Origin of the sequence: Affinirhizobium lemnae (assembly GCF_022968395.1) — a bacterium.
GTDB lineage: Bacteria > Pseudomonadota > Alphaproteobacteria > Rhizobiales > Rhizobiaceae > Neorhizobium > Neorhizobium lemnae.
The window spans coordinates 1-12,028 of sequence record NZ_JALJQZ010000076.1; the positions used below are offsets into that span (position 1 = coordinate 1).

9 protein-coding genes and 2 pseudogenes are annotated in these 12,028 nt (G+C 59.5%); 7 read left to right on the plus strand and 4 right to left on the minus strand.

The genetic code is table 11. From position 1 onward, the window contains the following. Positions 1–120 precede the first annotated feature (120 nt). Complete coding sequence (locus MUU53_RS22205; protein WP_247262797.1) at positions 121–1,047, plus strand: sulfotransferase domain-containing protein; 927 nt, start codon at positions 121–123, stop codon at positions 1,045–1,047. Positions 1,048–1,071: 24 nt separating this feature from the next. On the opposite strand, the pseudogene MUU53_RS22210 reads toward MUU53_RS22205, so the two are convergent. From MUU53_RS22210 to MUU53_RS22225, 4 genes and pseudogenes are all read right to left on the minus strand, one after another. Then, positions 1,072–1,843 (minus strand): annotated as a pseudogene (locus MUU53_RS22210) (IS6 family transposase). An 87-nt stretch (positions 1,844–1,930) separates the two neighbouring features. Continuing rightward, the gene (locus tag MUU53_RS22215) at positions 1,931–2,683 is read right to left on the minus strand and encodes an IS6 family transposase (RefSeq protein ID WP_247262798.1); all 753 of its coding nucleotides are present in this window, start codon (positions 2,681–2,683) and stop codon (positions 1,931–1,933) included. A 427-nt stretch (positions 2,684–3,110) separates the two neighbouring features. After that, the gene (locus MUU53_RS22220) at positions 3,111–3,707 is read right to left on the minus strand and encodes a mobile mystery protein B (protein ID WP_168598787.1); all 597 of its coding nucleotides are present in this window, start codon (positions 3,705–3,707) and stop codon (positions 3,111–3,113) included. Next, the gene (locus MUU53_RS22225) at positions 3,704–4,165 is read right to left on the minus strand and encodes a mobile mystery protein A (protein ID WP_247262799.1); all 462 of its coding nucleotides are present in this window, start codon (positions 4,163–4,165) and stop codon (positions 3,704–3,706) included. Before MUU53_RS22225 ends, MUU53_RS22220 begins: the two co-directional genes overlap by 4 nt. 511 nt (positions 4,166–4,676) lie before the next feature. Here MUU53_RS22225 and MUU53_RS22230 point away from each other — a divergent pair. The 6 genes and pseudogenes from MUU53_RS22230 to MUU53_RS22255 form a co-directional block, all read left to right on the plus strand. Then, positions 4,677–4,859: a hypothetical protein gene (locus tag MUU53_RS22230; protein ID WP_080815030.1), complete on the plus strand. Its 183-nt coding sequence runs from the start codon at positions 4,677–4,679 to the stop codon at positions 4,857–4,859. A gap of 215 nt (positions 4,860–5,074) precedes the next feature. Further along, positions 5,075–6,034, plus strand: a complete 960-nt coding sequence (locus MUU53_RS22235) for a DUF3991 and toprim domain-containing protein (protein WP_247262800.1) — start codon at positions 5,075–5,077, stop codon at positions 6,032–6,034. A gap of 142 nt (positions 6,035–6,176) precedes the next feature. Further along, complete coding sequence (locus tag MUU53_RS22240; protein ID WP_247262801.1) at positions 6,177–6,782, plus strand: DUF1419 domain-containing protein; 606 nt, start codon at positions 6,177–6,179, stop codon at positions 6,780–6,782. 10 nt (positions 6,783–6,792) lie between these two features. Next, complete coding sequence (locus MUU53_RS22245) at positions 6,793–7,191, plus strand: DUF3085 domain-containing protein (RefSeq protein WP_247262802.1); 399 nt, start codon at positions 6,793–6,795, stop codon at positions 7,189–7,191. Between the two features lie 107 nt (positions 7,192–7,298). Beyond that, positions 7,299–11,879, plus strand: a complete 4,581-nt coding sequence (locus MUU53_RS22250) for a DEAD/DEAH box helicase family protein (RefSeq protein WP_247262803.1) — start codon at positions 7,299–7,301, stop codon at positions 11,877–11,879. Between the two features lie 45 nt (positions 11,880–11,924). Next, positions 11,925–12,028: pseudogene (locus MUU53_RS22255) on the plus strand (IS6 family transposase); the annotation flags it as partial.

The window sequence follows — 12,028 nt, forward strand, 5'->3', positions numbered from 1 at the left end:
AAAGTTTAACAAAGCATGAAAATGAGGATGCTTAGGGGATAAGCGCGAGCTCCGAATATGTTTGCGACAAGCCCGTTGCGCGCGTCCGCATTTGGTTGACCTTCTGTTTTGAGGCATATCTTGGATACCAACGACCTGCCCTTCAAGAAGCGGAATTTTGCCAACCGCTTCTTCGACGCCACCGTCTGGGACGATTTCATCTATCGCAATGACGATATTGTCGTTGCTAGCTATGCCAAAGCAGGAACAACGCTTGTCCAACAGATCGTTGCGCAGTTAATTTTCAATAGTCGTGACGATGTTGATGTTGCAAGCATTTCCCCGTGGATTGATTCCGTCTATCCAGACAAGAGGTCCAAGCTGAATTTGCTCGAGGCGCAGACTCATCGACGCTTCTTCAAGACACATCTTCCCGTCGATGCGCTGACATTTTCTGACAGGGCCAAATACATATATATCGGACGTGATGGCCGCGACATTGCTTTAAGCCTGTTCGATCACCAGAATGCGGCCCGTCAGGATGCGCCGCTATCGGCCGACAAGACGCCGCCGTCCGCTAGTGGGTTGAAGGTACTTGCGCCGACCCAAACCTCCGCTTGTGACTATTTCGACACTTGGCTGGAGCGGGACGGACACCCATTTTGGCCCTTCTGGGAAAATCTGCGCTCCTGGTGGCAGGTGCGGATGCTACCGAACGTATTGTTTGTCCACTATACAGATCTCGTTGCCGATACGGGAAAGCAGATTGAAAGAATCGCCGCCTTCCTTGAACTTCCATTGTCTGAGGGCAGGTTGCCGACCATCCTCGCCAACTGTAGCCTGGTTTCCATGCGGGCCAATGCGCGCCTTTATGTTCCTCATGGTGCTGGCTTGTGGAAGGATGATGGACGGTCCTTTTTCAATAAGGGGCAAAACAGCCGATGGATTGATGTCCTTCCGCCAGAGATGAGCATAAAATTCGAGAAAAAGGCCGTCATGGAACTCGGGATCGATTGCGCTCGATGGATGATGTTGGCTGGCCCTGTCGCAAACGCTTCGGTTGGTTGAGACTAGCCCATGGGGCTTGCCTCTTTATGCTTTGTTGACTTTTTGAAGTCCGAAGAAGCGCGCGAGCAGATCGTTCTGATCGTTGACGGTCCAGTCGGCGGAAAAGCCAAAGCCTTTTCTCAACCACAGCATCGCCTCGAAACCCGCCATGGTTCGTCGCGCGGTTTTGAAGGATTGGAAGCCGCCGATTTTCGGCATGCTCGTTTTCACAATGAAATGGTCGCCCTCAATGCCCTGTTGAAAGATGCTCGGTGACATAATGAACGGGATTCAGATGCAGGTGCCCATCATCGACTGACGTTCTGATTACCGACGGAAATATATTGGCACCGTCCGTGCCGATCTTTTCGGGCGAGAGTAACAGCTCAACCTTGAGCATTTCGCGGAAGAACCGCTTGGTGGCATCGAAGTCGCGCTTTGCAGTCAGCAGGAAGGCGACCGGGTTTCCTTGGCCCTCGATGGCGCGATACAAATAGCGTCACGTGCCTCGGATCTTGACGTAGGTCTCGTCAACCCGAACCGATCCGCAATGCGGTCGGCGAAACTGGCGCAGCCGCTTCTCAATGACAGGCGCATAAGCAAGGACCCAGCGGTTGATCGTGCTGTGTCCACTTCGAAGCCGCGTTCGCGGAACATTTCCTCCAGATCTCTGTAGCCGAGCGGATAGCGCAGGTATCAGGTCACCGCCTGTATGACCAGCCATGCCTCAAAATGCCGTCCCTTGAACCGGAGGTCCGCGAAGCGAAATCGTCGTTCGATTGGCGCTTCAGCTTTCGGCAATGGTATTCAGAAGCACGGCTACGCTCCGCTACATCGGGAGCGAAATTTCGGGCGTGTCGCAAAGCTGGCGATGGGACGTGTTGAGCCGACAATCACCCAGCGTTTACTCCTTGTTAACCTTTTGAAGTCCGAAGAGGCACGCGAGCAGATCGTTTTGATCGTTGACGGTCCAGTCGCCGGAAAAGCCGAAGCCCTTGCGCAGCCACAGCATCGCTTCGAACCCGGCGATCGTCCGGCGCGCCGTCTTGAAGGACTGGAAACCGCCGATCTTGGGCATGTTCTTCTTCACTCGGAAGTGGTCGCTCTCGAGGCCTTGCTGAAGATGCTTGGTGACATAATGCACCGGGTCTGGATGCAAAATTCCACTATCAACGGCCGTTTTGATCGCAGAAGGAAATGTATTGGCGCCATCGGTGCCGATCTTCCCCGGCGATAGCAGCGGCTCGTCCTTGAGCATCTTACGGAAGAAGCGCTTGGCGGCGTCGAGATCGCGCTTCGCGGTGAGCAAAAAGTCGATCGGGTTTCCGTGCTTGTCGATGGCTCGATACAGGTATCGCCACTTGCCCCGGATCTTGACGTAGGTCTCGTCAATCCTGACTGAGCCACAATGCGGTCGGCGAAACTGGCGTAAGCGCTTCTCAATGACAGGCGCATAGGCGAGGACCCAACGGTTGATTGTACTATGGTCGACCTCGAAGCCGCGCTCGAGGAACATCTCCTCGAGATCTCTGTAGCTGAGCGGGTATCGCAGATACCATGTCAGCGCCTGAACAATGAGCCATGCCTCGAAATGCCGCCCCTTGAAATCATCCTTCGACTGGCGCTTCAGCTTCTCGACAATGGCATTCAGAATCATGGCTACGCTCCGCTACATCGGGAGCGGAATTTCCACCGTCATGGTCAACAGCTAGTTAACCAGATGAATTTGCGACACGCCCATCCGAAGCCTTTGTCCTGGGCGAAAAACTTTACGGTACCAGTTGCCATTTTGTCCTCTTTAGATTGGAAGCGTTGAACAGCATTAGCCATTGTGCAGGCGAGCGACAAGGCAAGTTCGGTCCGAAGCTTTGCCGATATACGCCGAGTGAGAGCCTCTGCGCCGCCATTGCTGTCACGACCAATTTCATGACTAAGACGATAGTCCTGATCGCATCAAGGCGTTGGGACGCGCCCTGACATCCTTGCTAGGTCGCGAACCCGGAAGCGACCGAGACCCCTGGAGTGCCGCCAATCGGGCTCCATCTGGCTACCGCCCGTCTTTGTCACACATGCAATGGGCCCTGTTAGCTGCGCGCGAATTCCAGAAGCGGAGCGATGTCATGATTGTCCGCCGCGCGTAGTGCTGCGACGTAGCGTCCTCGCAATTCGCCAACATTGGCCAGACTGCCGCCGCCCCAGGTAAAAGGATCACCGCCAAGCCGCTCGATCAGTAGGTCGGCTGCGAGACGTGCCTGCCGTCCATTTCCGTTCGGGAACGGGTGGATGGCGACGAGGCGATGATGGAATCTGATTGCTATCTCATCCGGTGGAAAGGTCTTGTGTTCAATCCAGTAACGGATGTCACTCAATAAGCTCGCGAGCTCCATTCCAATACGATATGCCTGAACGCCGATGTTGCGCTCCGTCGCCCGGAACGTGCCGGCCCATTGCCAGACGTCACCGAACATTCGCTTGTGTAGTGTCCGCATGAAGTCTTCGCTGAGCATCCGTTCGAGTGGCAAGCGCCTCCGGCCACGCGCCCAAGCCGCACCCTCGACGATGTTTTCCTCTTCCGCTTCGTTGAGGTCGCGGCGGTGAGTGATCCAGGTCTGGAGCAAACCCTCTCGTTCCTGCGGCTCAAGCGGCGTCGCGTCTTCAGGTTCCTGGAAAAGATCCGTCATGCTTCGTTCCAGAGATCGCGCTCAGACAGCCTGTCGCGAATGTATGCCTGGATGCGAGATTCGAAATCCGCATTTTCCGTGCCCTGGGCTTCCAAACGCATCGTGTGCGCGACGCGCTGGAGTTCGCGTGTTGCGATCTTGCGCGCCCGCGCCTCGACAACGGCGTCAAGCGAGCTGTTTGGAACGAGGGCATAGACCAGCGTGCAATCCAGTGCCTCGGCGGCGCGGCGGAGGGTATTGAGTTGGATTGTCCCGGCCGCTTCCGACTTTTCGATTGATTCAACTGTTTGCGGCCGGACTCCAATGCGCGTGCCCAGCTGCGCACCCGTCATGCCGAGGGCATCGCGTAGCGCTCGTACCCATCCCTTCGGCGGTGCCCTAAACCGATCAATTGGTTGGAGCGCCTGAAGTCTTTCGTCAAGCCGTCCCCGTGCTCTTTTGCGAGTGTCACTTTTCATCGTTCAGCCTATAAACTGATATTCGGTTTGTTTTATCAGCTTATGGTCTGATCATCAATTGCATTTTATCAGGCTGTAGCCTGAGTAGAATTTTATCTATAGCAGTCTGTAGTCTGATTTATATCCCATTGGTATCAGTCCTTAGCCTGATCTGTGATCTGGAGAAAGCCGGGTGTGGGCGCTCCACGACTTTAGCTCCAGCGCGCATTTTGTTTTGTTCGGGCCGAACAGCCGACGGGGTTGTGGCGGAAGGAAGCAGGGTGGAGCTGCAGCTGTGGCTCAGGTGAAAGACCTGTGCCGAAAGACCTCTCGGCCCTCCGAAGCGAACCAATCCCGCTCTTCATCGATGGCGTCCTGGACCAGGTCCGGATCTCCGCCGATCAACCCGTTGAGGGTCCGCTAGCAAGCTGCGGCCGCTTGAGCATTCGCCTCAAGCGGTGATCGCGACCGTCCCTGGCCCTTTGAGGAGCCATCGAGCGGGATCGGCCCGCTCCGGACGGAGGTTTCTCACATGGCACAGGATCTTGCACTCGCTCAACGCCACGCATTCGCACTTGCCCGCACCCTCATGGTCCCGGTCACGCTTTTCAGGTCCGGAAACGAGTTCGGCGTTCTCCCGAGCGACGAACTCGCTGACGGCGAGGTCGAGACCATTGCCGAATTCGATCCCTTCGAATACGGGCCGGCTCATTAAGCCGGCTTCCCTTTTCAGGTGCCGCTTGCGAGCGGCAGGCGGCAAGGGAAGCTTCGCCGCGGCTGCATGGCCGCAGGTGCCGAGGTGCAGATCTGCAGGTTGCCCGCCGCGCCCTTGCCTCCTTTGCTCTTCGCGGACCGCCGGAAACGGTCCCGCAAACTGCGGGAAATGAAGAAACGGACAAGAAGAGCGGACGCGAGGGCGCCGGCAGGATAATGGAGAAAAACGAACTTGAAGAAATGCGGGACCGTGTTCCTTGCACTGTCGTGCTTGAGCAGGCCGGCTTTGCGGTCGACGTAAACGAAAGCACCCGCAAAGCGGTCAAGTATCGACGCGGAGCCGAGATCGTCATCGTCATCCATGAGGGGAGGGGATGGTTCGATCCCCTGTCCGACGCGAAAGGCGACGTCTTCAGGCTCGTCGAGCACCTCGACGGCGTACTCTTCGTCGAAGCGCTGGACCGCATCGCTTCATTGGTCGGCTTCGTCCCGAAAGAGCCGGTCTGGACCCGTCCCGCTCGCAAGTCCGCATCGCGCAGTTCCATTCCGGAGCGATGGGAACAGCGCCGCAAACCGTGGCGCGGATCGATGACGTGGCGCTATCTGCGCGACGGACGCTGCCTGCCTGAGACCATCGTTCGAGCCGCCCTCGAAAGCGACGCCCTGCGGGAAGGTCCCTACGGAAGCATGTGGGCGGCGCATGTCGATGCCGATGGCGGTGTCACCGGCTGGGAGGAGCGCGGCCCCGACTGGCGTGGCTTCTCGACCGAAGGGTCGAAGGTGCTCTTCCGTCTCGGTTCTCTTGATTCCTCACGTCTCTGCGTCACCGAGGCGGCGATTGACGCCATGAGCCTGGCTGCGTTCGAAGGGTTGCGTGAGGGAAGCCTCTATCTCAGCACGGGCGGAGGATGGTCGCCGGCCACGGAAGCTGCGGTACGTAGGCTCGCTGCATGTCCCGGCGCCGAGCTCGTCGCCGCCACCGATGCCAACAGCCAGGGCGAGACCTTCGCCGCCCGCATGCGCGACATCGCCGAAGATGCCGGCTGCAACTGGTTTCGCCTGACGCCGCCGGCCGAGGACTGGAATGAAGCATTGCAGGAGAGAAAAGGGCAAGAAAAGGAAAAAAGGGAGAGCAGGAGAGACCTGCCGCATACCCGCCGGTCGCGTCAAGGGTGAAGCTTCGCCCGGCTTTGCCGGCCCTTGACCCGTCTGGGCGGAGAGGCGGCTGCAGGGGAGGGGTCAGGAAGGGCTGAAGAGAAGATGGCGATCATGGGGATCGGCCGCGTCCCTCCCGACGAAGGCCAGAAGGAGCCCGCTCATGACCCTCTCTCCCATCCGCAAGGTATTCCAGGGTGTCGCCGACCGGCACCAGATGTTCCGCATGTTCGACCGCCATGCCCAACGCCCGAACCGGTGGGAGAATGATGACAGTGGTGCGCTCTATCGCGGCGAATGGTTCGAGATCTGCGAGGCATCCAACGATTACATGTTCGAGATCCTGCCGCCACTCTGGATGCGCGGCGACATGTTCGCCATGCGCGAATTCCTGACTGGCTCGATCACCAGTATCTTTTTCACGCTGAGGATCGACGGGCGCGCCCGGCACTTCCACGGCTATTGCGACCTCGCAGACAAGGGTTCGCCCGAGCGCATGCGCACCGCAATTATCGAGCGTGAATCCCGTCCTGTCCGGGCGATGACGCGCGAGGAGAGGCTGGAGCATATCTGGAGCAGCACGGCGGACGATTATCGCGGCTATGCCGGCGAGCGTTGGCCAGAGGCCGATCATGGCAAGCGCACGGTGATGTTCTTCACTAGGGCAGGCGGCACCACATGCAAGCTGCTGGAAGATCTCACCGACGCGGAGATCGCGGCGAAGCTGCCGGTGCACCTGCGCTACCTGCCCGAGCAACAAGCTGCGTGAGGGGAGCGACATGTTCACTTTTTCCCTCACGGACATTCGCGCTGTGCTGGCCCGTGGTCATGCCGACGCGGCCGCAAACGGTGGCTTTCGCATGCCGTATCAGGCAATAGCCCCTGAAGTGGTGACCAGAGCCGGCCTTTGGCTGGTCGGTGACGAGGGCGTCTACATGATGTCCAGCGGAAAACTTGCCGAGGAACAGCGTCCGCTCGTCACCCATGCCGAGGAGTGCGATCCGAAAACCAATCCGGATTACTGGCACTACAAGAGACGATATTTCGGGGGCGATGACGGGGTCAAATTCATCGACGCCGTCGAACTTGAAAAGCTCATCGCGGCTCAGTTCGAGGCGACGCACCTTCAGATCGTTATGGATGGCACGTCCATGTCCATCAGTGCGATCCGCCGCTGACAGCGGTGATTGCAGCCACCCTTCCAACATCTCGGCGACCGCCATGCCCTGAGGTTCATCTCCAGGGCAACGATGGCGCTCGCCCCTTTTCCAAGGAGAGCATTTTCATGTCCATTGATCCTTTTTTGCTTGATCCGTCTGGCACCCTCGACATGTTCGGGAATACAGCGCTGTCCTCGGGCTTAAGTCTCGGCGTGACGACATCAGATGGTTTTGCGTCTGAGGGGGCCCTCAAACCTGCAAATGACGACGATCCCGATCCGACGCCGCCTGCGCCCACACCGGCGCGGCCGATCGCGCCGTCCCGGAGGTCAGCGTCAAACCGGCAGGGAGAGCACACGAACTTCCATCTCGATGACGGCGAAGCTCGCGGCCTCGCCGCCTCGTGGAAAGAGCGGGCCAAAGCCAACGTCGCTGCCATCCTGCTTGCCGCCGAAATCGAAAAAGAGGAGAGATCCGCCACAAGAGGCGAGCAAGCGAAGCTTGTCCGTTTCACCGGCTTCGGTGCCTCCGCGCTGGCGAACTGCATGTTCCGCCCCCCGGGCGAGGTCGATTTCCGCGAGGGCTGGCATGATCTCGGCACGTCGCTCGAGAGTGCGGTGTCCGAGAGCGATTATTCCAGCCTGTCCCGTTGCACGCAGTATGCGCGTTTCACGCCGGAGTTTATCATCCGGGCGATCTGGGCGGGTTTGCAGCGTATGGGTTGGCGCGGCGGTCGCGTGCTGGAGCCGGGCATCGGCACGGGCCTGTTTCCGGCGCTGATGCCGGAAACGTTTCGAGACATTTCCCATGTGACCGGGATCGAACTTGATCCTATCACGACACGGATTGTCCGGCTTCTCCAGCCAAAGGCCCGGATCATTGAGGGCGATTTCGCCCGCACCGACCTGTCGGCGATCTATGATCTCGCGATCGGCAATCCACCCTTCTCCGATCGCACCGTGCGCTCCGACCGGCAATATCGCTCGCTTGGTCTCAGGCTGCACGACTACTTCATCGCAAGGTCCATCGATCTGCTGAAGCCCGGCGCCCTCGCGGCCTTCGTCACCAGTTCCGGGACGATGGACAAGGCTGATATCACCGCTCGCGAGCACATCGCCAAATCCGCCGACCTGATCGCGGCAATCCGGCTGCCTGAAGGCAGTTTTCGGCGGGATGCCGGCACAGACGTCGTGGTCGACATCCTGTTCTTCCGCAAACGCAAGATTGGCGAGTCGGAGGGCGACCAGACCTGGCTTGATGTGGACGAGGTTCGCCCCGCCACTGAGGATGAGGGCGCGATCCGGGTCAATCGCTGGTTCGCCCGTCATCCAGGTTTCGTGCTTGGCGACCATGCCCTGACCTCGGGTCCCTTCGGCGAGACCTATACATGCCGACCGCGGGCCGGTGTCGATCTCGAAACAGCCCTGAAGGCCGCCATCTCGCTCCTTCCGGAAGGCCTTTATGATGGCGAGCCGACCGCGATCGATATCGACCTGGAGGATGATCTCGGCGAGATCGTCGACCTTCGACGGGGAAAGACACAAGTCCGCGAAGGCAGTTTCTTCATCGATGTCAGGCGCGGCCTCATGCAGATGGTCGATGGCGCACCGGTCGCGATCCAGGTGCGCAAGGGCCGAACGGGCGACGGAGTGCCGGAAAAACACGTCCGGATTGTTACCAAGCTCATTCCAGTCCGCGATGCTGTGCGGGAGGTGCTGAAGGCACAAGAGCACGACCGGCCATGGCGTGACAGCCAAGTACGGCTGCGCATCGCCTGGTCGTCGTTCGTGCGCGACTTCGGCCCGATCAATCACACCACGGTTTCGATCTCGGAGGACGCCGAGACTGGCGAGGTGCGCGAAACCCATCGCCAGCCAAACCTTCAGCCATTTCGCGACGATCCAGATTGCTGGCTGGTCGCTTCCATCGAGGATTACGACCTCGAAACCGATACCGCCCGTCCCGGTCCGATCTTTTCCGAACGGGTGATATCGCCGCCTGCGCTGCCTGATATCACCAGCGCCGCCGATGCGCTCGCCGTCGTGCTCAACGAGCGCGGCCGCGTCGACGTCGAGCATATCGCCGAACTCCTGCATCGTGACGCGCAAGCGGTTATTGCCGAACTGGGTGATGCGATCTTTCGCGATCCCTCTGACGGGTCGTGGCAGACCTCCGACGCCTATCTCTCTGGCCTGGTCCGCACCAAGCTTGCGGAGGCTGAAGCCGCCGCTGCGCTTGATCCGGCTTTCGGGCGCAATGTCGCGGCACTCAGGCAAGTCCAGCCCGCCGATCTGCGTCCCTCGGATATTACCGCTCGCCTGGGCGCACCGTGGATTCCGGCGTCCGATGTCGTCGCCTTCGTCAAGGAGATGATGGGGGCGGAGATACGCATCCATCATATGCCAGAGCTCGGGAGCTGGACCGTAGAGGCTCGGCAACTTGGTTACAGCGCCGCCGGCACATCGGAATGGGGCACCAGCCGCCGCCATGCCGGCGAACTGCTCGCCGATGCGCTGAATTCCCGGGTGCCGCAGATCTTCGACACGATCAAGGATACAGGCGGCGAGCGCCGGGTGCTGAATGTCGTCGATACAGAAGCGGCCCGCGACAAGCTCCAGCGGATGAGGCAAGCCTTCCAGACCTGGGTCTGGTCAGATCCGGATCGCACCGACCGGCTGGCTCGGGTCTACAATGACCGCTTCAACAACATCGCGCCGCGCAAATTCGACGGCTCCCATCTGAAACTTCCTGGCGCCTCAGGCGCCTTCACTCTTTATGGGCATCAGAAACGCGGTATCTGGAGGATCATCTCCTCCGGCTCCACCTATCTTGCCCATGCTGTTGGCGCCGGCAAGACGATGACGATGGCAGCAGCCATCATGGAGCAGAAGCGGCTCGGCCTGATCGCCAAGGCGATGCTGGTCGTTCCTGGTCATTGCCTGGCGCAGGCGGCGCGTGAGTTTTTAGGCCTCTATCCCGCGGCCAACATTCTCGTCGCTGACGAGACCAACTTCACCAAAGACAAGCGCCAGCGTTTCCTGTCGCGGGCGGCGACGGCGGTCTGGGATGCGATCATCATCACGCACTCTGCTTTCAGGTTTATCGGCGTGCCCTCGGCCTTCGAGCAACAGATGATCCACGACGAGCTGGAGCTCTATGAGGATCTGCTGACCAGGGTCGATGATGAGGACCGGGTTTCGCGCAAGCGGCTCGAACGCCTGAAGGAAGGTTTGGCTGAGCGGCTGGAAGCGCTTTCCACAGCTAAGGACGATCTGCTGACCATCTCCGAAATCGGCGTCGACCAGATCGTCGTCGACGAGGCGCAGGAGTTCCGGAAGCTCTCCTTCGCCACCAACATGTCGACGCTGAAGGGCATCGATCCAAACGGTTCGCAGAAGGCCTGGGACCTCTATGTGAAATCTCGCTACATCGAGACGAAGAATCCAGGTCGCACCCTGGTTCTCGCCTCCGGCACGCCGATCACCAACACGCTCGGCGAAATGTTCTCCATCCAACGCCTGCTCGGCTTTGAGGCCTTGCGCGAGCGCGGCCTGCACGAGTTCGACGCTTGGGCGAGCAACTTCGGCGACGAGCGCACCGAACTGGAGCTCCAGCCATCCGGCAAATACAAGCCGGTCAGCCGCTTCGCTTCATTCGTCAACGTGCCGGAACTGATCGCCATGTTCCGCGCCTTCGCCGATGTGGTGATGCCGCAGGATTTGCGCCAATACGTCAAGGTGCCGGAGATCGCGACCGGCAAGCGGCAGATCCTGACCGCGGCACCTACCCCTGCCTTCAAGGCCTACCAGCAGATCCTCGAAACGCGCATCAAGGCGATCGAGCAGCGCGAGGGGCCGGCGCAACCCGGCGACGACATTCTCCTCTCCGTCATCACCGACGGACGCCATGCGGCGATCGATCTCAGGCTCGTGATGCCGGCCATGGATGACGAACCGGACAACAAGCTCAATCTCCTGATCCGTAACGCCTACCGGATCTGGCGGGAGACGCAGGATAAGAGTTACATCCGTCCGGACGGCAAGCCATACGAGCTTCCCGGCGCGGCACAGATGATCTTTTCCGATCTCGGTACCCTCAATGTCGAGAAATCGCGGGGCTTCTCTGCCTATCGCTGGATTCGCGACGAGTTGATCCGGCTCGGCGTGCCGGCCTCGGAAATCGCCTTCATGCAGGACTTCAAGAAGACCGAAGCCAAACAGCGCCTGTTCGGCGATGTTCGTGCTGGAAAGGTGCGCTTCCTGATCGGTTCGTCCGAGACGATGGGCACCGGCGTGAATGCGCAGCTGAGGCTGAAGACCCTCCACCATCTCGACGTGCCGTGGCTGCCGTCACAGATCGAACAGCGCGAGGGTCGCATTGTCCGCCAGGGCAACCAGCACGATGAGGTCGACATCTTCGCCTATGCTACGCAGGGATCTCTCGATGCTACGATGTGGCAGAACAACGAGCGCAAGGCCCGGTTCATTGCTGCCGCGCTCAGCGGTGACACATCGATCCGCAGGCTCGAAGACCTCAACGAAGGCGCCGCCAACCAGTTCGCGATGGCAAAGGCCATCGCCTCCGGAGACGAGCGGCTGATGCAGAAGGCCGGGCTGGAGGCCGACATTGCGCGCTTGGAGCGTCTGCGCGCCGCCCATGACGACGATCGGGCTTGTCGCAAATTTTCAGGTTTAACCGTATATTGACCATAGGCATGGAATTTGGCGCTCCGAAAGTTGCGGAGCGAGCCGATGATTTTGAATGCTATTGCCGAGAATCTGAAGCTCCGGTCGAAGGATGATTTCAAAGGCAGGCATTTCGAGGCCTGGCTGATTGTACAGGCGGTTGCCTGGTA

What these genes read in the sequence shown, in the direction of transcription:
- MUU53_RS22215 (WP_247262798.1), bottom strand. Translation starts at nt 2,683, where the DNA reads ATGATTCTGAATGCCATTGTCGAGAAGCTGAAGCGCCAGTCGAAGGAT.
- MUU53_RS22220 (WP_168598787.1), bottom strand. Translation starts at nt 3,707, where the DNA reads ATGACGGATCTTTTCCAGGAACCTGAAGACGCGACGCCGCTTGAGCCG.
- MUU53_RS22225 (WP_247262799.1), bottom strand. Translation starts at nt 4,165, where the DNA reads ATGAAAAGTGACACTCGCAAAAGAGCACGGGGACGGCTTGACGAAAGA.
- MUU53_RS22230 (WP_080815030.1), top strand. Translation starts at nt 4,677, where the DNA reads ATGGCACAGGATCTTGCACTCGCTCAACGCCACGCATTCGCACTTGCC.
- MUU53_RS22235 (WP_247262800.1), top strand. Translation starts at nt 5,075, where the DNA reads ATGGAGAAAAACGAACTTGAAGAAATGCGGGACCGTGTTCCTTGCACT.
- MUU53_RS22240 (WP_247262801.1), top strand. Translation starts at nt 6,177, where the DNA reads ATGACCCTCTCTCCCATCCGCAAGGTATTCCAGGGTGTCGCCGACCGG.
- MUU53_RS22245 (WP_247262802.1), top strand. Translation starts at nt 6,793, where the DNA reads ATGTTCACTTTTTCCCTCACGGACATTCGCGCTGTGCTGGCCCGTGGT.
- MUU53_RS22250 (WP_247262803.1), top strand. Translation starts at nt 7,299, where the DNA reads ATGTCCATTGATCCTTTTTTGCTTGATCCGTCTGGCACCCTCGACATG.